General features: G+C 42.7%; 12 protein-coding genes. All 12 read right to left on the bottom strand.

What is annotated here, in order from left to right:
* Positions 1–2,791 (bottom strand): esterase-like activity of phytase family protein (locus tag VF06_RS35750; protein ID WP_180267959.1); only part of this gene is annotated, 2,791 nt, incomplete at its 3' end.
* Between the two features lie 607 nt (positions 2,792–3,398).
* Complete coding sequence (locus VF06_RS35745; protein WP_244918232.1) at positions 3,399–8,888, bottom strand: phytase; 5,490 nt, start codon at positions 8,886–8,888, stop codon at positions 3,399–3,401.
* Between the two features lie 84 nt (positions 8,889–8,972).
* Positions 8,973–12,812 carry a DUF8508 domain-containing protein gene (locus VF06_RS35740; RefSeq protein WP_099071792.1) on the bottom strand — a complete coding sequence of 1,280 codons (3,840 nt, stop codon included), beginning with the start codon at positions 12,810–12,812 and terminating at the stop codon, positions 8,973–8,975.
* Between the two features lie 9 nt (positions 12,813–12,821).
* Entirely contained in the window at positions 12,822–13,025 is a 204-nt protein-coding gene (locus tag VF06_RS35735) for a hypothetical protein (protein WP_099071793.1), read from the bottom strand.
* A gap of 377 nt (positions 13,026–13,402) precedes the next feature.
* Complete coding sequence (gene rppB / locus VF06_RS35730) at positions 13,403–14,737, bottom strand: two-component system sensor histidine kinase RppB (RefSeq protein ID WP_099071794.1); 1,335 nt, start codon at positions 14,735–14,737, stop codon at positions 13,403–13,405.
* A gap of 9 nt (positions 14,738–14,746) precedes the next feature.
* A complete protein-coding gene (gene rppA, locus VF06_RS35725) occupies positions 14,747–15,442 on the bottom strand; it encodes a two-component system response regulator RppA (protein WP_099071795.1) in 696 nt (231 codons plus the stop codon).
* Positions 15,443–15,557: 115 nt separating this feature from the next.
* A complete protein-coding gene (locus VF06_RS35720; RefSeq protein ID WP_099071796.1) occupies positions 15,558–16,040 on the bottom strand; it encodes a hypothetical protein in 483 nt (160 codons plus the stop codon).
* Positions 16,041–16,239: 199 nt separating this feature from the next.
* On the bottom strand, positions 16,240–19,344 hold the full coding sequence (locus VF06_RS35715; RefSeq protein WP_099071797.1) for an efflux RND transporter permease subunit: 3,105 nt from the start codon (positions 19,342–19,344) through the stop codon (positions 16,240–16,242).
* A 72-nt stretch (positions 19,345–19,416) separates the two neighbouring features.
* Positions 19,417–21,039 (bottom strand): efflux RND transporter periplasmic adaptor subunit, encoded by a 1,623-nt coding sequence (locus VF06_RS35710; RefSeq protein ID WP_099071798.1) that lies wholly within the window; start codon positions 21,037–21,039, stop codon positions 19,417–19,419.
* A gap of 155 nt (positions 21,040–21,194) precedes the next feature.
* The gene (locus VF06_RS35705; RefSeq protein WP_099071799.1) at positions 21,195–21,974 is read right to left on the bottom strand and encodes a COP23 domain-containing protein; all 780 of its coding nucleotides are present in this window, start codon (positions 21,972–21,974) and stop codon (positions 21,195–21,197) included.
* 134 nt (positions 21,975–22,108) lie between these two features.
* Complete coding sequence (locus VF06_RS35700) at positions 22,109–23,734, bottom strand: M48 family metallopeptidase (protein WP_099071800.1); 1,626 nt, start codon at positions 23,732–23,734, stop codon at positions 22,109–22,111.
* 176 nt (positions 23,735–23,910) lie between these two features.
* The gene (gene psb34 / locus VF06_RS39915) at positions 23,911–24,081 is read right to left on the bottom strand and encodes a photosystem II assembly protein Psb34 (RefSeq protein WP_143861853.1); all 171 of its coding nucleotides are present in this window, start codon (positions 24,079–24,081) and stop codon (positions 23,911–23,913) included.
* Positions 24,082–24,302: the final 221 nt, after the last annotated feature.

Below are 24,302 nucleotides of genomic sequence, written 5' to 3'. Positions count from 1 at the left end.
CAAACAAGGAGTCATTGACGCTGGAGAAGAGTTTGTCATCTCCAGAACCACCATACAGGCGGTTATTGCTACCATTACTTTTGAGGGTGTCGTTACCTGAACCGCCAAAGGATAATTGATGCGAACCTTCAATTACTGTGAGGGTGTCAGCACCAGCACCGCCAAATAGGTTATTGTTACCATTGGCTTCAATTACAGTAATTTGGTCATCACCATTGCCACCATCGGCGCTGGTATTGTCAGCAGCAGCATTTTGACCAATAAAGATACTATCATCACCGTCCCCTGCGGATACTGAAGAGTCACTGCCAACTAACACCGTATCTTCACCGCTTCCAGTTTGGATTGTATTACCTTTAGTGCCTTCTACAAAGTCTGCACCATCACCTGTAAATAAGGTTTGGTTTGGTTCCACTGTAATGCTATCGCTGTTACTAGAGCCAAAGTTAAGTTGTTCTGCTGTGGGTTGACCTAAGCCTGGAGCGAGATTGAGAGGAGTCTCCAATTTCAGGAGAATAATTTCATTGTTGTCGATGACTGGATTTTGGGGATCGTTTCCTGGACGACCTGTGGAAAAGGGATAGTTGTTATCGTTGGCGACTAAAATGGTGTTTTTGTCAACAACTAAAACATTTTCAATGGTGACAAAGGGAAAGTCGAAGGTGGTTTTGCCATCGCCATTGAGGTCGTTGGGGTCTTGGATATTTAATAAATTTGCAACTTCTTGTTTTTCTACGTAGCCATCACCATCTGTTTTAGACAAATCAATTTTGTAGATTTTCTTGAATTGAGCAGCAGTGCCTTGACCATTATCCCGCTCAATTACCAGGTACTCGTTGTCGTTGATGACTGCTAAATCCCCGATGGCATATCCAGGATTTTCCAGTTTATAGTAAAGTTTCTTATCAGTATACTCTTTGCTAGCAATATCAAATTCATTGATTCGCAAAGCACCAGGAGTATCGCCTTGGACTGTACCCTCTAGCAGCAGATAAAGTTTGGTTTTGCTGGCGTTGATTGCTCCCCCTTCAAAACCTTTGGAACCACCCAAGTTAGGAAAAGCATCTCCTGAGATAACATCTGGGTTTTGTGGCGATCGCACTAAGTTATTCTCAGGATTACTCAAGAAATCACGGACTTTATCCCCTGTGTCTGGAAAGTCTGTGAACAGTGCGTCTACCCCTAATTGAAAGAATTGCTGAAATTCTAATTCTGGATTACCTTTGTAGTCTGCTGCCAGATACAAATCTTCGTTACGGAAGGTGTAAGGATGCACCTGCAAACCTGCATCGTGAGCATCTGCAACTAAAGTGGTGGGAGGTAACAGAGTTCTGTCAGATTCATCCACTACGCCATCGTTGTTGATGTCATCTGCCAAACCATCGTTATTGGCATCAGTTCCTCTGACACTGACAATCATCCGTTTCCAAGGGCCAATGCCATCAGCATAGCTGGCGATTTCAGCTAAACCCTGTGCAGTTCGTAAATCACCATAAGTGCGGGAATCATTGTTAACTTGGAAATCATAAGGCTGAGTTTCGATGAGAGTACCATCTAAAGCAATGCCAGCTGCGTCTAAAAGTTGAACCAGTGGAATATCTACACCAGCATTCGGCATAATGCGATCGTGTAGATCCTTGAGATTGCCAACTTCAAAGGATTGGATGAAAATACGACTGGGATCGGTGAAATTCTCAGCTTTGAGGGTGTCGATGAGAATTTCACTGATGTTTCTGTTAATTTTCTCTGTAGTACCTACATAGGTGGCTTCTTGAGCAAAATAAGTGGGATGCTTGGTTTCAGGATAGATGCCAATTTTTTTACCAGTCTCGGCTTCCACTTGTTTCACCAAGTCAATCACTTCCGCCAGAGTGGGAATTTCAAATTCACCGTTAAAAGATTGGTCGCGGAAAGGTAAACGCTGTATGGCTTTTAAACTCTTGATTTCTTCCAGAGTAAAATCTTCAGCAAACCAACCAGTGATTTCAGTTCCATCGAGGCTGACTGTTTTTTTGCGATCGGCAAACTGTGGATACTTGGTAATATCATAAACATCTGTGGTGGTATTGCTGAAATTCACAGTACCATCAGCGTTTAAAATTGCCAAAGCAGGCTCATGGCGAGCAATTAACACGCCATCTTTTGTCACCACTAAATCAGGCTCGATAAAATCAGCGCCGTCCTCAATTGCTTGTTTATAAGCCTCTAAAGTATGTTCTGGAAGCTTTCCACTGGCACCTCTATGACCGATAACAAATGGTGCTTCGCCATCTAAGGTTTTAAAAAAATCAGGTGTAGCAATGGGAGCTTCTAATAAATTACCAGCAGCATCAAAATGTAGCAGGTAAGGGCCAAATTCGTCTCCCACCCAAATAGTGCCATCTTTATCAAATACAAATGATTCTACGTCAAAGTCAGCACCAGTTAATAATCTCTCAGAAGTTCCTTCATTAACTATGGAAAAAGGAATTTTATTGTGAGGATCGGCAAGTTGAATGTAATCTAAAACCTTGACAGTGCCATCACCATTTTCTCTGCCCTTAAAGCTGGGGTCTAAACGATGGATACGTAACAAAAAATCTTCACTATTATCTTTGCTACCGTAACCATTATCTGAGAGAAAATAGAGAGAATTATTATTAGCAAATTGTACACCGCTAAATCCTTGTATTGGCTGTCCTGGGAAAGGGCCGGTTCTACCATTACCGGAAATTTCCCCACCAGAAGCCGGCCCTTCACCATAGGTATCAGCGGGTAAAGAGGCAAAACCTACTAATTCAATTGCCATAATGAGAATGTTTTTGGAGTGTTTGATTTAAGAGCGATCGCAACAATGATGAAATGTTGAGTGTTGACTGTTGACTGATGACTGTCAGCAGCTAACATTGATGTTTTTCACAACTCAATAGCATTGCTATAGCCTTAAAGATATTTTCACTGAAAGATTAAGAAAAGAATAAATGAAGCGGAAGAAACGATTAAAATAAAGTTATTATTAAATAATAATAATTGTCAAATTTTATCAAAAAACACTGAGAAAAATATATTTAAAGCTAGTAGTCTATCGTATTAATTTTGATGAGTTTGTAGTAAGCACTTCAGTGCTTAAAAATCAAGGACTAAAGTCCTAACTACAAACTTATTTACCCCTCGTAACTAATGCGATGAACCACTAGCGCCCAATAAATTTAAGATCCCCGACTTCTTTAAGATGAGTTTGTAGTAAGCACTTCAGTGCTTAAAAATCAAGGACTAAAGTCCTAACTACAAACTTATTTACCCCTCGTAACTAATGCGATGAACCACTAGCGCCCAATAAATTTAAGATCCCCGACTTCTTTAAGAAGTCGGGGATCTATTATTGTTCAGGAATTTCCGGATTATGCTAGGTGAAACAATTAGCTAACTATACTAGCAACAAAAACAAAATCATTGGCACTGAGGCTAGTTGCAGTAATTCCAACTAATAAAGCCAACTCTGTATTTCCAGTTTTCACCAAAGTATCACTACCTTGTTGCAATAGGGTTAAGGCACTAAATTGAGTCACGCCAATACCGCCAAGCCCGATTTTATCAATGCCTGCTGTAAAGTCACTGACGATGTTCTTAGCAGTTGGCAGGCTGCTACTAGCAATCCAAAATTGGTCAATACCAGTGCCACCACTGAGTTTATTACCACCTGCAACACCAGCAAACAGCACATCATCGCCATCGCCACCAAACAAAAAGTCATCGACATTTGAGAACAAGATGTCATCACCAGAACCACCATACAAACGGTTCTTGCTACCTCCACTGCTGAGGGTGTCGTTACCATCTCCACCGAATAAGAATTGGCGAGAACCTTCAATTACTGTGAGAATATCATCGCCTGCGGCTCCGAATAAATTATTACTACCATCGGCTTCCACCACAGTAATTACATCGTCACCATCGCCACCATCAACATTGGTACTTTTAGCCGCACCATTTTGACCAATAAATATCTGGTCGTTACCTTTTTGACCGGATACACAAGAGTCACTACCTACCAGTACAATGTCATCACCCCTTCCGGCTCGAATTGTGTTGCCTGTAGCACCTTCTACAAAGTCTGCACCATCACCAGCAAAAAATGTTTGTCCCGGCTTGAGTGTCACATCATCGCTGTTGCTAGAACCAAAACCATCAGGGAAAGTAGGCTCTACAGTTGTTAAGTTATTAGGTAGTTCCAGAATGCCCAATCTTTCAGCAGGAGTATTTCCTGTAACGTTGAAGTCGTTATCATTGAGCAAAGCTAGGGTGTTGGGTGCTACCAGCGCCAAACCTTCTAATTTTTCCACCCCGGTGTAACCCAATTGAGCAGCGTTAGCAATTAAACTCTTGGTCACAGGGGTAATATTGGCAGCAGCTAGTTCCGCAGAGGTCAATTGCTCAATGGTTTTCCCGGCTGGCAAAGTAAAATTCCCTGGATTGTTGATGTTGGTTGCCCCGGCTAAATCAATTTGGTAAATTAATTTATTGCCAGCAGATGTACCATTGTCATCACGCTCGACTACTGCAAATTTACCGTTACCCAAGGAAACTGCATCGCCAATTTTATCGGTTGCTGGCAGACCTTCTAGGCGATATAAATACTCTGCTGTTACTTGCTTGCTGACAATATCAAACTCTAGAATTCGCAGGTTGAGAGAAGCTTTAGAAGTTGCATCATTAGCAACATCAGGATTATCAATTGGACTTTGAATAAAGGCGTATAATTTATTGCCTTGCAATGCCACAGCTTCAAATCCCCGGTTATTGCGGCGCTGGGCATAAACCGCAGGCAATACTTCAATGCCAAAGGTTCCAGCTGGTTGGTCTGGGTCGGATGCGGTGGCGGTTCCTTGAGGAATGAAGCGCTCAATCAGTTTACCATTGCTATCGAAGTGGTAAATGGCGGGGCGATATTCATCCACCAACCAATAGTCACCATTTTTGGCAACTACAATTCCTTCCAAGTCTGCACCCAAAGGATCGTTAGCTAAAACATTGTTGTCTAAGTCAACGGCAATTTCATCTGTGTAAGCTAAACCGTTTCCTACAGCTTGCAAATTGGGTAGTCCTGTTAATGGCGTTGTTCCATCTTGCCGAAATAGCTTGGTTCTGTTGGTGATGGTGATTTCACCAGTGGTACGGTTGAGTTCAAAGCTAATTATTTCCGGCTGGAAATCTGGTAATAAAAATGGTCTATTAACGCCATCAGGTTCTCCATTGGGGCCCCGGTCTGTGTTGGTGACAAACTTCAGGTTGCCATTTGCTGCAATTCCTTGAAAATACAACCCAGAAAAACCACCCAAGAAAATATCTTGATTTTTTGAGGTTGTACCTAACTTGGGTAAATTTTCAAAGTCATAAATAGTCAGCTTTGGTTGGGCGACGGGATTACGGGGATCGTAGCTGGTGGTGTCGATATTTAAAGGATTGGGCAAAGCGTTAGCAATATTTTGCCAAGGTACGAATTTGAAGTTAGAACTGATATTTTCTTGTTCACCTTCATCGCTAACTATTTTACCTGGTTCATTGGAACCATCTTGAGTCACAAATAAACCAAATGGGAAGTTAGGCCCCAGTGGTACGTTAATCACATCTGCACCGTCTGACTCTTGGACGCTATCAATTGGCCCGTTGTTACCAACAGCAAAGTTACCGATAAAATCGTTGTTACCTTCACGGGTGTAGGCAACAAAAGTGTTGTCGCCTTGGCTGGATGCCAGTAAGTAACCTGTGCCATTTTTACCGTAGTAAATGGTCAATCCTTCGACATCATTGGTGAGGTAATTACCGCCCAAGTCTTTAACTTTATCAATTAACTTGCCAGTGCTGCCACCATTTGGTTCTGCTTGGTACTTCCAAATACCGACATCTTCCTGCCCGATGTAAAGAAAGCCTGTTTCTTGGTCTACCACCATGCCCTCAGTTTGAGGTTCGCGATCGCCCACTGTTGGTACAGTAAATTCTCGTACTTGCTCGATACCAATTTTACCATTACCTTTATCAATCAGTTTATACTGAGCCACGTCTCCGGTTTCCCGGCGATTCACAAAGACATAGTAATCATTGGTGATGGGACTGCGGTACAACGCCAAGCCGTAAGCACTGCGAGAAGATGAAGAATAAGGTTCTGCAAAGGGTAGCCCTTGGAAGAGAGTGCCAATGCTGCTATCGGTAATGTCTTCTAAGTATTGTCCGGGGGTGTTGGGGTTAATTTTGAAGATTGCTAGTTTATCATTTTGGCGATCGCTAGCCACAGCAATATCAATAGATTGATTGCCTAATTTAAAACCGTATTGCAAATCAATGTTGTTGTAGCGAATTCCACCAGGATTAACTGTTTGCAACAAATTACCAGACAAATCATAAACCCGCAGTCCGGCATTTTTCACGGAAGTCAATACTAAGCTATCGGCAGAATTGCTAGCATTCACATAAATGGCAGGGTCATCAGCATCGCCACGTTCATCAACTGGGAGTGTTTCATCGTCCAACAAATCGGGGGTAGTTTCCACCGTAGGCGCAGCAGTGGGAACTAAATCTGCACCCAAGGTGAGGATTTGGGTAAATTGGGTGCTACCAAAGTTGTTGTCACTCACCAACACAATGGACTGACGACCATCGGCTAATTTGGGCCCCAAGGCCAGGCCTTCTATATTATCCAATCCCGTAATTGGGTGATTGGCATCAGTAGGCAGATTCAAATCGCTTAAATTTAACAGCAGGCGTTTTTGACTGGGTTTAATCGCTGCTAGTTGCTCGGCACTCAAATCATTGAGAGAATTGTAGAAACTAATATCTGTTGCACCTTGCAAAGAAACTTCGTAAATTTTGATGGTGTTGCCTACACCTTGTGCAAAGGAACGTTCCAACGCCAGTAAAGTGCCACGATTATCAATTGCTAATAAATCCACTAAACCATTATCAGCAAAACCTGTGCTGGGGTTGGGCGCTTCCGGGATCGCATCTGTAATATAAAGGTATTCTTTTTCTGGTTGTCCGGTAACCAAATTGTATTGCACAATCCGCGAACGGCTACCACTGGTGAGTGAAGCCCTCAAACCATCTTGGGATAAGGCGTTTTCAGTGGCGGTGAATAAAGTTTTTTGGTCTGGTGTGATGGTGAGGCTTTCAAATGCCAGATTATTGTAAACCCCTGATGTTTGGGTATCACCTGCATCTACAACACCGTTGTTGTTGGTGTCTGCAACCACTGGCAAGAATTTAGTGGGGACGGGTAGCGATCGCAATTCTTGACCTGTAGCCAAAGAAAACTCTTTAATAAAGGGATTGGTAACGCGACTTGCACCCAAATCCGGTCTAACTTCTCCTTCTGAAGAAATGAAAACAGTGCCGTTATTGGTTAAAGCAATACCTTCTGGGTCGAGGCTGTTGGTTGCAAAAAAGTTGCCGTTGCTATCTTTTAAAGGAGTGACATTAGTGAAAGTCACCCCATTATCAGTAGTGAAAGTGTAGAAACGAGCCAAACCATTGCTATCAGACCTAGCATCAGAGATGGCATAGTAGACATTGTTAACAGCGTCGTAGGTGACACCAGATAATCCACCCACTGGAGTCGCTGTACCATTCACATTTCCCGCCCCACCATCAGGAATAAAGCCAGTGACAAAGGTACTTTGTGTGACAAATTCTGCGCCGGGAATGGTTTTACCTGGTTCGCTTGCCCCGGTTTCCACCTCTGCGAACACCAAGCGATGGTCGGAACTAGGAAAGGGAAAAGTACCCACTGGGGAAAATGTCGGGTCAGTATTCAGCGGCCAGAATACTCCAGAATTGGCAATTGTCAAGTCAGCAGAGGGCAGTACATAATCAGACCGCAGGTTTCCAGGAGTAGTATCGCTAAAATCTGCCGTGTCAAAAGCCGGATTACTTTGATGATTGGCATTGGCACCACCTTGTAAAGCTGCTTGTTGGGGGCCGCCAAGACTGCTAGGGATGACATTAGTATTAATACCGGGATTTTGCAATAATTGGCGGATGGCAAAGTCAACACTATCACCATCTAACGGGTCAGCATTTTGGTCGCCCATAATCACAAAACTTGACCCAGCAGCAATACCGCCTGTTTTACCTGCATCATCATAGATGTAATTGCCTTTACCAGCAGTAATATAATCTGCCCAAAAGCGAATTTCATCATGATTGCGTTTGCCGTTGCGGTCTTCTGGCCCATCAAACACCGGTGGTGTGGGGTGACTGGCGAGGACATGAATTGTCTTACCGTTGACTTGGATTGGTATATCCCAGTGGCTTTTAGAAGAAAGACGTAGAATTGCTAGTTCCTCAGAAGAATACCAATCATTTGCCTCTGGAGTCGCAGCATCATCAGGAAGCAAGGCATCAGGCATATCCTTCCAAAGGAACTTTTGGAAAGTGCGGATATTGGCAGTATCGATGGGATATTTGGACAACAGCAACATTCCAAATTGCCCAGGGAAGTTACCAAATCCCAAGGCATCATCGCCATATCCCGCTTCCCCTGGGGTGGTAACTATTTTACCGTCGTTGTTCAAATCAAACCAAGAAGCAATACCCGTATTAGAAGGAGCAATGTAAAAGTAGGGGTAATCAACAGGAGTTGCACCATTTTGACTCACCGCTAAATAATTTTGTACAAATAATTCAACTGCTTCCACAGAGTAATCAAACTCATTAATCAGCAGCACATCCGGGTTATTGCGCTGAATGATTTCTGCCACCGCCTTTGCCTGAGCATTATCAGGATTAGAAAGATCCGTTACTAACTGACCTTCTGCATTGCGATTCAAGGAAGCATTGAACTGAGAAAAGCGAATTGTGTTTGTCATAAAAATGGGGGGTGGGGCATTGGGCATTGGGCATTGGGCATGGGGCATTGGGAGAGGCAGAAGGATGGTTCTTCATTTTGAATTTTGAATTGTTTGTCTTTCTCTTTTTCCTCTGCCCCTGCGTGCGATGTGTTAAACGAAAACAAAACGGTTATCTGTTGCCAAATTTGTATTTTGGTTTAAACCGGTTTCAACAACAGCAATTAATTCTGTACCATTGTTGGTGAAAATACCGACGGCTGATTGAATGATGGATACAGATGATGCTGACCCTAAGGAATAATTGTTAGCAATTCCTTTAAGTTCAATGCGATCGCTTGTCTGTAAGTTGAGAATCTCTGCGTAGTCGCTTTTACCAGAATTAGCATAGAAAACAGAGGTGGGGTCGCCTAAAACGTAAGTATCTGCACCTTGGTCGCCGTTGAGCAGGTCGATTTCGTCGCTACCTCCTCCCCAACCAATGAGGCGATCGTTGCCATCACCACCAAAAACTATATCTTTGCCAAGTCCGCCTAAAATTGTGTCATTACCGCCATCGCCAAGGAGTACGTCTGTGCCTCCTTTGCCATCGAGGTAATCGTTGCCTGCTCCACCGTTGATTAATTCACTGCCGTTGGTGCCGATAATGCGATCGCTGCCTCCTTGAGCATTGACTATGTACCGATCTAAACCAGTAAGTTCTTCCACAAAAATGATGTCGTTGCCAGATGTGGCTTTGTTGTTAGCCACAGTCAGTTCAAAGGTATCGCTGGCTGTCAGGCCTTTCTTATCAGTGGCGGTGACTGTAACTGCAAAAATGCCAGTTTTGGACACAGCGCCGGAGATGACTCCAGTGTTAGCAGCGATACTAGCCCCACTTGGTAAACCACTGGCGCTGTAACTCAGGGTGTCCCCTGCATCGATATCAGTGAATTTGTCACTGACATTGAAAGAAAAGGCTTTGTTTGTAGAGATGATTTGGTCGTCAATGGCTTGCACCACTGTGGGTGCTTCATTAATATCCTTGACTTGGATACTCAACACCTTTTCCACAGAAAGCCCACCATTATCGGTACTGCGTAACCGAATACTGTAGGCAGATTTGGTTTCAAAGTCTGGGGAAGCTTTGATTTGTAAGCTGTTGCCATCTATTGTGAAGGCGGCGTTATCAATATCGCCAGTTCCCGTAACCAAGCTGTAGGTAAAAGTGTTACCTGTGTCAGGGTCGATGGTGGTAAATGTACCGATGGTTGTGTTTGCTGGAACATTTTCATTGACGCTGGTAGCACTCAATGTTATGTCCGTGGGGGCATTGTTTCCAGATATGTTAAACCTAGCCACACTGGGGTCGTGGTCGCTATCTTGCTCGGCAAATTCTGAGTTGATGTGGACTACATCATAGGCATCTAGTTTACCCAGCAAGTTGTTACTAACTAAGATGTGGTCAAGGGTTTGGGCGTTGCCTTCAAAGTTGTAGGTGTAACGCTCGTTTTGAGGCAGAGTTTCAATTAAAGAAGTCAGCCCAGCGCTTTCTAGGATGCTGACAGGATTGGAAAACTCAAAGTCATTCAAGTCACCAGCCACCACCACATTGGCATTAGGATTAATGGCTAAAATGCTTTCAACAAAGTTTTTCACCAAGGTGGCTTGTTGTCGGCGCTGCACTTCGCTAGTCAGCGTTGGTGGTTGATTCGGGCCGTATAGAGGTTGGTCGCCACCTTTGGAATTAAAGTGATTACCAATTACATACACGGTTTCGCCGTTGAAAATAAATTCACCAACTAAGGGTTTGCGACTGCTATTGAAAGCCGAGTTGGTGGGGTCAATCAAACCGGGACTATTAGAAATTACCGGAACACCAGAGTTATTGGTGACTGTGGTGCTGGAGGTAGAAGTACCACCGGGACGATCTACAAAGCTGACGCGGTTGGGATTAAATAAGAAGCCGACGCGGATATTTCCCCCAGGTTCGCCGCCATTGGTATCGTCCACTGGGTTAATTTGACGATATTCGTAGGTGGGGCCGCCAGCTGCGGCTATAGTATCAATTAATTTTTGGAAGGTAACGCTGGCATCAACTACGCTATCGTTGGTCGGGCCGTTATTGTCCTGAATTTCTTCTAGAGAAATGATGTCAGGGGATTGCAAATTATTGACAATGCTGTTGGCAAGGTTGTTAAACTTGCTTGCACTATCGTTTGGGTCAAGATTTTCGACGTTGAAGGTAGCAATTGTCAGTTGGTTGGTGGTGGCAGTTAAATTAGTGACTTCTTTGGTTAGGGTGTTGGAGGTAACACTCACCGAAGTTGGCAGAACTTCGTAGTTACTGAAGTTATAATCAACCACACCTGTAATTGTGCCGAAAGTCGCACCAACATTAACTTGTGGTGAGCTACCAGAAGTGAACAATGTGTCATCTATTTGGATGCGTTCGGGATTAAAATCATTGGCACTAATACCAATACCACCGCGTGCTGTACGTCCGGTGGCGTTAGCGCCGTTGTCTGCCAGTACCCAAATCTCCCCAAAAGAATTTGTCGGGCTAACTGCCACAGGATTATTTACCTGTACCAGCATTCCTTCTAAGCTTTCGTAGAAATCGATGCCATCTTGGGCAGGGTCAAATAATGTGGCAGGATTTTCTACATTTCCACCCACAGCATCGTTATTAATTACTTGAGTGGGAATAGTCCGGCCGCCGTTGCCAAGAATAGTCGCACTGGGCAAAGCATTGCCACTGGAAAGTTTGACAATGGTAGGGCTAGTAATTTCTGTAGTCGTCAGGTTATTTGCATTACCACCAGGACGAAATTCGGTGACTGTGCCAGTAACTAATACAGAATCCCCCACAGCCACCGTTGGTGCTGATGAGGTAAAGACAAAAATGGCTTCGGAGGTGCGATCGTCGTTATCTGGATTGGGGTCTTGTAAGTAAAAACCGTTACTTGTTCTGACTGTGACGATGCCTGCTACATTGTTAACGATTTGACCTGCCAAGGGTGAGATATGCCCTGCTCCCTGAATTTCGCTAATCTTAATCGATGGGGCTACTTCATTATCTGTCACCGTAATATCTGCATTAGCGTTAGTAAAACCTGTAACTGAAGCAGTTATGGTCACTGTCTGGGAGCCATCAAGTATTAAATCGTCTACGGCATCAATGGCAAAGGTGACAGTGGAACTATTGCCTGTGAAAGTGACAGTTGTGGGTACTGTTGCCTCAGTTGTATCGTTACTGCTCAAATTGACAACTAAATTTGATGTGGAGGTGTCTGAGCGTGTCAAAGTGGCTGTAGCAGCATTAGCCCCGGCATTTTCGGCAAATGAGCTAGGAGTAATACTGAAAGTGAAAGTTGGTAATGGTGGGATAGAGCGTAGATTATTGATATAAGTTGTATTGGCTCCACCATTGGCCAAACCAGGTGTAGTTGAAGCAAAGGCAATTCCTGTCGTCCAGTTAGTAGTGTTTGTTGCACCTGCCAGGTCAGAGTTTAATGCATAGCCTGTGTTGTTTGTGCTAGTGCCAAAATTGACATTTGCTGCACTTGTGAAGGCTCCTGTTGCAGTGCCAATATCTACAGCAAATCCGTCTGCGGAAATGGTTGCGCCAGTATTTGAAGTATCGACCCAAACAACATCATCACCAGCAATATCTCCGGTATTTCCGCTATTGGCGTTAGGTAAGAACGACCCACCAGCGTTGAGAGCGATATTCCAGTCGTTAGCTGATGGATTATAGGATGTGTTCTGAGTAATAGCTGTAGTTCCACCGACTGTAATGATAGTTCCTGCTTTGAAGGTGGAGGCTATGGAACTAACATTTGTAAATTTATAAGCAGAAAACTTAGAGGCTTTGGCGGCTGTAGAATCTCCCACAAAGAAAGACTCAAGCTGTGTAGCAGTCAAATCTTCAGTAAGCAAAAGCTCGATGAATTCGTCAGTTGTGGTCAGGGTTCCACCACGATAAAATTCATTAATTATAATCTTGGGCATAAAAACCTCTTAATAAGTCTCAGGGCTAGTACCAGCAGCATCAATGCCACTTTCAAAGTCCGAAGCGTGGAGAATTTGGAGTGTAAGTGCCATTTTTATTGCCAGTAAAACGACGTTAACTGCAAAAATGTAATTCGCAGTTAGAGCGATCGCAATTCCAAATACAGCTTCTAGACCACCATTTTTGGCAGTTACCAGAAGTTTTTTGTACAACTTTTAAGTATTCAGCCACCCTAAACTATCTGAATAAAGTTAAGAAACAGCTAGCAAAAGGTTAAAAAAACAGATAGTTGAGTTGATAAAAGGCAAAAGGCAATAGGCAAGAGGCAACAGGACTGAAACTCCGTTAGCTGAAGGGTTTGGCGGTTAGTTTCTGTTCTCAGCTATCCTGCAACTGCGATAAATTGCAGGCAAAAACACAAACATTTAAGAATTTTTATGCGAAAAATTTTTCAATGCCTGCAAACCACAATTTATTGAAAAAAATCAAAAATAAATATAAATTTTTTTAGATACTATGTAAGATGCAATACAGGCTAATATTTTTTAGAAATGGAAAATTTGCTGACTAAATACCTTAGGAAACCAGCTTATTTGAGTGGTAACTTAGTAGTAAAAGTACTACCTTGACCTAATTCACTTTGAACATTTAAACTACCGTGGTGAGCTTGGACAAGTGCTTGAGCGATCGCCAATCCTAATCCAGAACCGCCGGTATTGCGGGAGCGATCGCTATTGACTCGATAAAAGCGATCGAAAATCCGAGTTTGTTCTAGTTGTGAAATACCAATTCCTGTATCTTGTACTTGGATTACAGCATAGCGATCGCTGCGTTCTAAAGAAACAGTTACTTTTCCGCCTTGGTGTGTGTATTGAATTGCATTAATAATTAAGTTAGAAAATAGGCGATACAGTTGGTCTTCATTGCCAATAATATTTAAAAGCTTTGCTTCTTTAACTGTAGATGTTAATGCGATCTTGTTGGCGATCGCCAATGCGGCAAATTCTTCTATTAAGTCATTAATAATATCATTCAGACAGCAAATATCGCGTTGGATTATTGGTTGACGATCCAGACGAGTCAGCAGCAATAAATCTGCAACAAGAGTTGTGAGTCTTTGATTTTGACGCTGTATAGTTCCCAAAATTTCACGAGATTCAGTTTCATCTAGTTGTGAAAGTAATAGTGCTGATTCTACCGTTGCTTGTGTTGCTGCTAAAGGTGTCCGCAATTCGTGTGCTGCATCAGCCGTAAATTGTTGAATTTGTCGATATGAACGATAAATTGGTTGCATTGCTAATCCTGCTAAGTACCAACTAGCCAAGCCAACCAAACCAATGATTATGGGGGAACCTAATGTTAAACTCAGTTTTACTGCATCCAAATAATTATTAAAATCTTCTAGATTTCGTCCGACTTGAATGTATCCCCAATCACGATTATCTTGGGTATGTAATATCAAGGAAATTTGGTGGTAAACCTTGCCTTTATTGTCTTTGAGAGTTTGCCATAATTCTCGATTAAAATATGGTAAAAGTCCTTCTGGATAAACACCTGCAATGGCGAATAAGTTTCCTGAATTATCAAAAAAACGTACATAATAATGGCCTTGATTGATGGCGCTTAAAATATGGCGTTGGGAATTTGACTGTTGTTGAATGCAGCTTTTCCCAACTACACAAATATTAGGTAAAAGCTTCTCTATCACTGGTTCTAATCTACCGGGTTGCTGTAGCTTCAGTTCGATACTGTCATGTAAAGTTCCAGCAACAGACTCTAATTCTCGGTCTAATGTCATCCAATGAGCATGAGCGATCGCTTTATAAATACCATAACCAGATAAACTTAAAATCAAAGCCATAACCAGCGCATACCACAGCGCTAAACGCAGGCGAGTTTGCTGAAACAATCGATTTTGATTCATCTTAAAGTTTTAATTTCTGAGATTCAGACGATATCCTATACCATGCAAAGTTTCGATCGCGTTTTCACAACCACTATTAGCTAGTTTGCGCCGTAGCAAACGCATTTGAGCCGCTACTACATTACTGATAGGTTCTGCATTCGCTTCCCAAAGTTGATAGCGAATTTGTTCTGTGGTCACAATTTGATTTGGATGCTTCATGAAATATTCTAGTAACTGAAATTCTTTATTAGTGAGGGAAATTTCTTGTTTTTCACCCTGAGAATTTCGACTGATAACCAGATAATTTCCATAATCTAGAGTGAGATTGCCAATAGTTAATTCTTGGGGCTGAAATTGTGGCGATCGCCTTTGCAAAGCGCGTAATCTGGCTAATAATTCTGCCATCCCAAATGGCTTTACTAAATAGTCATCTGCACCAGCATCCAAGCCAGTAACTTTGTCTTCCATTGTGTCTTTAGCTGTTAGCATTAACACAGGCAGAGGACTTTTATGATAACGCAATCTTTTGCATAATTCCAAACCAGAAATCCCAGGTAGCATCCAATCAAAAATAGCTACTGTATATTGTGTCCAACTATCTTCGAGATATGCCCACGCTTCATTACCATCTAACACCCAATCAATCAAGTATTTCTGCTGAGTAAGAGTTCGCTTAATCGCAGTACCTAAATCTGGTTCATCTTCGACTAATAAGAGCCTCATGAGACTTCACCTATCAATAGTTTGGATGAAATTTGTCTGGTCTAATTTCAAATTACACAGCTATCAAGCCTTTTTTACTTCTGAATTCTGAATTATGAATTATGAATTATCCTCATTACCGATTAAAGTTAAACCGTCCGTCTACCTTTTCGCCTTGAATATCTGCGGTTATTTTCACTTGATACTGGCCTGTTGCTTTTTCAGACAGTACAGAAGTATAGTGCTTCTCCTTAGTATCATAGTTAAAAATAACTGACTTTTGCTGTCCATCCGGCAACTGAACTTGAGCCGTAACTTTGGCATTTGATACAGTTTCGTGATTGTCACCTTTTTGCAAATATAAATCCATGTGCGTTACCTTTGCTTCTTTTACAGGTACAAACTCTAAATGATAGGTTCCTGTTTCTACAACTTGACCGCCTTTAGATGCACCATGCTGGCTATTAGTTTTAGTTGTAGGTGAAGCTGAAATATTTGGTTTTTCAGAATTAAGAGTAGAGTTAATTGGGGGATTTGTTTGATTTGTGTTATTACAAGCTGCCAAAAACAATAGTCCAAGATTGAGGAGAATTATCCAGCTAAATTGCAGTAATTTCATTGGTTTATTCCTTGTTTATTGTGGAAATATCAATTTGTATCACGCAGAGGCGTAGAGAGAAGTCGGAGCGGCGGCTTCCGCCGATCTGAACTTCGGTGGTCGCAGAGAGTAAGAGTTGAGAATAGTTTATTTTGGGACTTTATCTTTTCTCTGTGTTCTCTGCGCCTCTGTGGTTCGTTAAAAAAATATTCTATATTAGCTAATTGATAACTATATTCACACTTGATGTATTTTTTCGAGCAACCAAAAATTTGCCAAATTCAGAATACAAAGCAGGCAAAACTAACAGTGTCAAAGCAGTAGAAGTAAACAACCCTCCTAATACAACTACAGCCAAAGTTTGTAAAATTTCTTTACCTGCGCCAGTGCCAATTACTAGAGGTATCATTCCTAAAGCTGAAGTTAAAGCTGTCATCAAAATGGCAACTAATCGCTCCATTGAACCTTCAAAAATGACTTTGTGTAAAGGCATTCCCTGTGCCAGCTTATTGTTATAGTTGTCTACTAACAACAGCCCGTTACGTGTTGCTACGCCAAATAAAGTAATAAATCCTACTAAAGATGCCACTGAGATAATCCCACCTCCCAGAGCAATGGAAAATATACCGCCTACCAATGCTAGAGGTAAGTTAATCATAATCATCAGCATTGCAGCCACAGATTTAACGGCAAAGTACATCAAAACTGCAATGATGACAACAGCGAGTCCACCAAATACCAGCAAGTTCTGGGTAGCTCGTTCTTCCGATTCAAATTGACCGCCGTATTGAATGAAATACCCTGTGGGCAATTGTATTGACTGACGTATTTTACTTTGAATTTCCTCCACTGCCGATCGCAAATCTCGACCGGAGACATTCGTAGACACAACTATCAAGCGTGAAACATTCTCGCGGTTAATTGTGTTGGGGCCAGTACCATAGTCAATTGTGGCAACTTGAGCTAAAGGAATTTTTTCACCTGTAGGTGAATCTACGAGTAAATTACGGATAATATCTAAGTTATTGCGTGCTTCTGGTTGCAACCAAACGACTAAATCAAATAATTGTTGGTCTTTGAGAACCTGAGACACAACTCGTCCATTGAGTGAGGTTTCTACCATCTGGGCGAGATTACTGATAGTTAAACCGTAACGACCTGCGGCTTGGCGGTTAAATTTGATTTGTATTTGTTTAATTGGAACTTGGGGTTCGAGTTGTAAATCTACAAGTCCAGGAATGCTACTCACAGCCGCCTGTACTTCTGCTCCCAAGTGTCGCAGTTGTGCTAAATCAGGGCCGAAAATTTTAATAGCGATCGCACTTCTAACTCCTGATAATACCTCATCCATGCGGTGGGAAATAAACCCGCCAATATTAGGAGCAACTCCAGGGATTTTCGCAAACTCCTGTCTTAACTTCTCAATACTCCCCGTCCGATCTTGCAATCCTTCTGGACTTAATTCCACATCTAAATGTCCTAAATTCACTCCCCCTGCATCTGCATCACCCGGTGCGCGTCCAGATCTTAACTGCACTGTCTGAAATCGCTTGTCATCCTTAAGCGCATTCTGCAATGTTAATCCCACTTGGTTTGTTGCTTCTAGGGAACTCCCAGGATAAAGCAGCATCGCATTCACTAAAGATGGTTCCTGAAATTCTGGTAAAAACACTCTTCCTAAAGTTGGTAAAATCACCAAAGAAGCTACCAAAGATGCTGTCGCGGCTACCAAAATTATTGTCGGAAAACGAATCGCAAAATTGAGGATCGGGCGATAAATACGCTGTGATAAAGCACTTACCCAAGTATCATCGGTGGGTAGTTGTCGATTTGCTAGTAAAATCGCGCATAGTGCCGGAGATAAAGTCATTGCCACGAAAGTAGAGGCCAAAATTGCTACCAAATAAGCAACACCCATCGGTGCAAATATCCGACCTTCCACACCTGTGAGTATAAAAATTGGTGCAAAAACAACGGCAATAATTACCGTCGAAAAAATAACGCTAACTCTCACTTCCACTGAAGTATCATAAACAACCTGAAAGGGATGCACTGGATGAGTTGCAACTTGATTTTTCCGCAAACCGCGATAGCAGTTTTCCATATCTACAATCGAGTCATCTACGACTGAACCAATAGCCACAGCCAAACCACCCAATGTCATGGTGTTGATTCCTTGACCGAACCAGCCCAAAATCATCATCCCAATCAAAACAGATAAAGGAATCGCACTGAGAGTAATGATGGCTGTGCGCCAGTTCATCAAAAACATCAACAAAATGATGGAAACAATAATCGTGCCATCCCGCAGAGAACTAGTAACATTTTCAATAGCAGCTGCAATAAAATTTTCTTGGCGGAAGGTTTCTGTGACTTTCACATCTTCAGGTAACCCAGCTTTCACTTCTGCCATCGCTTGTTCAATGGCTTTAGTAACAGTGGGAGTATCATTTTGCGGCTGCTTGTTGACCATCAATACAATTGCAGGTTGACCATTAAAACTGCCATCTCCACGTTTTAAGCCTGTTCCAATGCGGACATCTGCAATGTCTTGAAGGAGGACAGGCGTACCATTACGGGAGGCGATCGCAGATTTTCCTAGCTCCTCAATTGACTCAATCCGCCCCAAGCCACGAATAATTAGCTCTTGGTCTGGATCGATAAAAAAACCGCCCGCAGCATTAACATTAGCGTTCCTAGCCGCTTCTGTGACTTCATCCAAGGTGATATTATATGCCTTCAATTTTGCTGGATCGACTAAAACTTGATACTGGCGGACATCACCACCATAGGCAATAACTTGGGAAACACCAGGTACAGCCAGCAATCGATTTGTGACATCGCGATCGACCAAACGCCGGACTTCCATCAGTGGAGTTGTTTCGGCGGTGAATGCATATTGCAAAACTGTAGCAATGGGAGAAGAAATTGGCGAAATTTGGGGATTTTCCACCCCCTCTGGTAACTTTTCTTGTACTTGTTGCAATCGTTCCGTCACCAGTTGACGCGCTTGATAAATATCAGTCCCCCATTTGAAAATCACCTTAACAACAGAAATACTCACAGCAGAAGCAGAACGCACCGTTTCTACTCCTGGTGTACCATTAACCGCACTTTCAATCGGCAGAGTAATCAGAGTCTCCACCTCTTCAGGTGCTAATCCTGGCGCTTCAGTTTGAATTTCAACTTGAGGCGGAGCAAAATCAGGAAACACATCCAACGGCATCTGACTCAGATTATACGTACCTAAAACCGTAACTGCGATCGCTCCTAGCACAACTATCCAGCGCTGGACAATCGACCATTTGAGAATTGCATTCAGCATAATTTAATTACAAAGAATAAATAAAAACGGTTTTAAGCCACCAAACTCATCAACGTTTCCCAAACAAGGACTTTAAAACTCCTCATCCTCTCTGCGCCTGGGCGCCTCTGCGTGAAAAAAATCATCCCGCCTTCTCTGCAACCCCTGTTCCTCATGAACCGGAATATCTAAACGAGAATTATCTACCAGTATGAAACGCGACTTGCGACGCCCAGACCAAAAACTCCCAGCCGCAAAAGCTACGCAGGCGATCGCACCTCCCCCAACCACCATCACTGGTAAACTGGATGTTTTCACCTCTGAATAGACTTTGATATCTTCCTCTTTTGTTGGCTGACTCCCACCCCGCAAAGATTGAGCGTAAAGTTGCGGCGCACGTCGAGTAACTATCAAATCTCCCTCAAATAAGCCAGTTTTCACCTCTACCATATTTTCAGAAGTTTCACCCAAGCTGACTTCCACCGGCTGATAAGCGTTACCATTTTGTAAATAAACCTGTTGCTTGCCATTTACCTCGACTACAGCCGAACTCGGTATAGCCAACATAGCTGAGGAAGCTTGATTTGCCATAACTTCCAAATCAGCAAACATTCCAGGCTTGAGTACTCCGCCTGGGTTATCGATTTCGGCTTTCACAGGTAAAACTCGCGTCTCATCTGCTACCCCAGAACTAATAACCGCAATCCGTCCCGTGAAAGTACGGTTAGGTACAGCAGCAACTTTGACAATTACTCTTTGATTAGTTCTAATTTTGTTTAAATCTTTTTCGTATATATTAGCTGTGGCAAAAACTCGATTGTCGTTGACAATCGTCATCAGTTTGCCGCCTGCATCTTCAAATGATTGACCAATAGTAACTTCTCGGTCAGCAACTTTACCAGAAATCGGGGCGGTAATTGTGACTAACCCTTTGGCATTACCACCAATTCCCAGTTGTTGTAGCCGAGTTTGATACGTTTGATTACTGAGATTAATTCGTGATTTTGCTACTTTAACTGCCGCCTGGGCACGTTTGAGTTGATTTTCTGCGGCGATTACGTCTTGGCGGTTATTGGCTTTAGCGAGTTCTGCTTTGGCTTGTGCTAACTGGGTTTGAGATTCGAGGAAATTACGTTGCGGTAAGGCACCAGCCTCAGCGAGTTGCTTGTCTTTGTCGTACTTTTCTTGGGCAAATGCTACTTGAGTTTGGGCTTGAACAATTTCTGCTGCGGCGATTTGTTGATAGCGATCGCGGTTTTGTTGTGCTAATTTTAAGTCTGCTTGCGCCTGTTGCCAATCAGCTTGAGCTTGGGCAATTTTTTCCTGGGACTCTACACGTAGTGACACCAATTCCGGACTCGATACAACCGCGACAGCTTGACCTTTTTCAACTAAGCTACCAGGTTCCACCAATAGTTCTAAGACTTTCGCCCCGGAAATTGGGGTAGTTACTTGCGCTTGTTTGCTGGGCAGAGTTTCAATTTGTCCAGTGGCTTTGATGCCAATAGTTAGCCGCTGGCGTTTGACTGGCTCAACTTTAATTCCCAGTTGTTTTGCTGTTTCGGCATCAACTTTAATCGCAGAGGAAGTTGTATTAGCTTCACTTCCTCCTTGAAATTCGTCTCCATGTCCAGTATGAGCAAAAACTACTACAGGAATAGCTAATAAGACAAAACTCAGGAGTGTTGTGGAAAAACAAGATGCAGAGATTGGCATTACTATCAAAAGTCCTTGAGTAGGTGGGGAAAGAAATTGCGATTAAGTATTGTTCTAAAAGACATTTCATGCATTTGATTTCCAGTTTTTCATCTTGAAATGAAATTGGCATGAAATTCAAACAATACCTAGATTTCCCCACTCTCTAATTACCTTTAACGGAAATTACCAGGATTGAGGCGAACAGAGTTAGGTTGAGACTGGCGACGAATTGCGACTCCATTGCGGAGGTTTCTGGCGGTACCACCATCTTTGGCATCAAGGAAAGGCTTGAGATTAATTCCACCTCTATATGAACTAACTCGATTATTGCCGTTGCCTAGAAGTGTGCGCCCCAAATTATATACGCTGCCTGAGCGATCGCCATAGGTGTTAACAGCTACGGTTTGTTGGCCGCTATCAGCAGTAGTCAAGTTTTGGAAAATGCTGTTGCGGATAACAACGGGATCTTTTCCACGGGGTACTGTCAACACAATTCTGCAAGTTGGGTTAGCTTCACTTGTGACGCAGACAATGTTTTCGTTATTTTGTACAGATGTCTGGAGTTCTTGTAACCCATCTGGACGATACTGTTCCAAGCGGTTGGCAATTGCTACACAACGCTTTTCAGCATCCCAACCACCGCCTAAAGTCGCAGGTGCCGCCCAAGGAAAGTATTGTCCTGGTTGACTTTGTGGCTGATACATGACGGTGTACTGTCCATTGTAAGTCTGACAAGTAAAGCGAGTTGTACTGTCAGATGTAGGTGATGTTGGTATGCCAGTCGATGTATCTATTGGCACTGGTGCTGATGTGCCGCCTGATGGCACTGTTGGTACTACTACTCCATCATCAGTAGGATAAGGATTGTATTGCGCCATTGCCGCGGAATTGCCCAGACACAAAGATAAGCCAATACTGCCCAAAGATATCAATCGCAGCAGTTTTGATGACATAGCCATCCTCCAGTATAAATAGGTAGGGAATTGATAGTTTAACAACAAAGAATTCTAAATTCTGAATTCTGAATTCTGAATTCTGAATTCTGTGTTAAATGACGAATAATTCTATTTTTTGATTCATTAAAAACCTATTTTTTTTCATCTCTGGCTTTTTTTTCTTGCAGTAACTTTTTCACTCGTGCTTGAATTTCTGTATGACGCCCGACTCCTTCATAAGCGTAACGATTGTAACTACTACGGGTAATCAGGTTTTCTAAATTACTAACTCGTTCGCCGCCGCCGGGATGGGAAGATAACCAACTAGGAGGTGCATTTTTTTGCTGTTTATCTAATGTCACCATTAAGTTACGCAAGCCATCAGCAGCGTAACCACTGGCTACAATTAACCGCGTGCCGAGGGTATCTGCTTGACGTTCCATGTCGCGGCTGTAACTGAGGGCAAAGAGTTGGCCGATGGTTCCACCTAAAGGAAGATATTGGGTAACGTTAGAAATTAAGTTGCCTTGGGTGATTAATTGAAAACCGTGAGATAAAACAACATGGGATAATTCATGGCCAATTAATCCAGCTAATTCTGCTTCGGAATTAGTCTTGGCGATCGCACCTGCATTAATAAAGATTTTACCCCCAGGTAATGCAAAGGCATTGAGACTTTCTTCTGGAATTACAAAAAATTCGTATTTAAATTCTTCACGTCCAGTTACTTTAGCTAATTTCTGTCCGATTTCGTTGACGTATGCCAAAACACTTTCGTCTGTAATGGCATTCAATTGTTTTTTTGCTTCTTGGGCTACGGAATCCCCTATTGCTCTTTCACCTTGTAGCAGAATAATGGTAGAATCAACTGCCGAAAATGGCCCAAGCAAACTGCCAGTAAGAGCGTAACCTAACGCACCTGTAATAATATTACCGATGACGTTGCCTCGAATTTCTGCTCGGATATGTCTTTTGTAACGTTCGAGATTTTCTTGTGCTAAGTTTGTAAACTCAGCCGCTTGGGGATCTTCGGGGTTGAGAATGGCAAACTGACGCGCTGCCAAAGATGCTTCCATCCATTTTTTCTCACCAGCCAAGGCAGTAACTCTCGCTTTCACCAATTCTGGTTGGTCTGGATAAAGAGAAGATGCTCGTTCTAATATATCTAAGGCTTCCTTGGGGCGATCGTATTGTTTCAAAATTTGAGCATATCGGATATGACCAGGGATAAATTCTGGATATTGCTCAACTAATAATTGCAAAGGTACAACCGTTCTTGTTTGTAACTTAGTTGCTATCCCCGCCTCTGATTCTCGCCAGTATACCTTACCTCCTGGTGATAGTTGCGTCGGATCGAGTATGGCTGGTTTACGTTCTTGGGGTATGCTCGTTTTGCTAAAAGGTTCTTTGACTTCGCGGTAAATTTTTTCTGCTTGGGGAATTTGTCCGGCGAGATAAAGTCTATCGGCTTCAATAAATTTTAGCTGACGGGTAATTTCTTCAGGACTAAGTGTTGGTTCCTGCGGAGACTCTGGCTTTTTCGGTTCTGATTCCGGGGAGGCTTCTGTTGTTGATGAACCTTCTATTGCTTCCGGTAATTTTCTATCTTTAGTCGTTTCTGAACTGGGTGAATTTATCGTTTCAACTGTAGTAGACGCAGCAGGTTCTTGTGCTGGAACTGGTGCTGTTGGCTGCGTCAAGATAATCAAAATTGATGTCCCAATCGACAGTAATATCCAGTTACAAGCTAGCAGTAGAGACTTCCAGGTTCGTTTCATGCCAGGTACGACCTATGCAAAAAGCTGTTTTTTCAATGTTACGAGGAATTGGGTATTACGTATATGGAGCGATGGCTGCTATTTTATAACACAAAAAACCCCGGTTAAATTAGCCGGGGTCAAGTCGAGAAGTGAGAATGACGATGAGATATGGCGATACCGAAATCTAAAAATTCTTAGCTAACGCTCAGACCAACCAAAATTAAAGTAGTGAGGATTAACATTGCAAAAACACCTTGAATCAAGTATTTACGTTGTTCCCAAATCGCAGGGTACTCAGCGTAATACATCTTGGGTTCATTTGCATAGTTATTGAGAACGCCGTCTTCATTTACTGTGGTATACATAATTTTTTCTCTTGGTTGTTTATTAACTTATGTAAATAAATTTAACAATTTTGTTACAGAACGTCAACTAGGCTTGACAACAAAAGAGTGATAGATGTAATAAAATCTGCTTATCGGTGATGCCTATGGCGGGCGATCGCGGATTTTGGCGAAAGGGTTCTGCTATCAATACGGTTCGGTTAAAGGGCAAAGGGGAAAGGGGAAAGGGGAAAGGGGAAAGG

The sequence above is a fragment of the Nostoc linckia z4 genome (assembly GCF_002608075.1).
In the GTDB taxonomy this organism is placed as follows: Bacteria; Cyanobacteriota; Cyanobacteriia; order Cyanobacteriales; family Nostocaceae; genus Nostoc; species Nostoc linckia.
Note: the sequence above shows the minus strand (reverse complement) of the source record. Positions and strands in the feature narration are given on the sequence as shown.

What these genes read in the sequence shown, in the direction of transcription:
- rppB (WP_099071794.1), bottom strand. Translation starts at nt 14,737, where the DNA reads ATGAATCAAAATCGATTGTTTCAGCAAACTCGCCTGCGTTTAGCGCTG.
- VF06_RS35715 (WP_099071797.1), bottom strand. Translation starts at nt 19,344, where the DNA reads ATGCTGAATGCAATTCTCAAATGGTCGATTGTCCAGCGCTGGATAGTT.
- VF06_RS35745 (WP_244918232.1), bottom strand. Translation starts at nt 8,888, where the DNA reads ATGCCCCATGCCCAATGCCCAATGCCCAATGCCCCACCCCCCATTTTT.
- VF06_RS35720 (WP_099071796.1), bottom strand. Translation starts at nt 16,040, where the DNA reads ATGAAATTACTGCAATTTAGCTGGATAATTCTCCTCAATCTTGGACTA.
- psb34 (WP_143861853.1), bottom strand. Translation starts at nt 24,081, where the DNA reads ATGTATACCACAGTAAATGAAGACGGCGTTCTCAATAACTATGCAAAT.
- rppA (WP_099071795.1), bottom strand. Translation starts at nt 15,442, where the DNA reads ATGAGGCTCTTATTAGTCGAAGATGAACCAGATTTAGGTACTGCGATT.
- VF06_RS35710 (WP_099071798.1), bottom strand. Translation starts at nt 21,039, where the DNA reads ATGCCAATCTCTGCATCTTGTTTTTCCACAACACTCCTGAGTTTTGTC.
- VF06_RS35740 (WP_099071792.1), bottom strand. Translation starts at nt 12,812, where the DNA reads ATGCCCAAGATTATAATTAATGAATTTTATCGTGGTGGAACCCTGACC.
- VF06_RS35700 (WP_099071800.1), bottom strand. Translation starts at nt 23,734, where the DNA reads ATGAAACGAACCTGGAAGTCTCTACTGCTAGCTTGTAACTGGATATTA.
- VF06_RS35705 (WP_099071799.1), bottom strand. Translation starts at nt 21,974, where the DNA reads ATGTCATCAAAACTGCTGCGATTGATATCTTTGGGCAGTATTGGCTTA.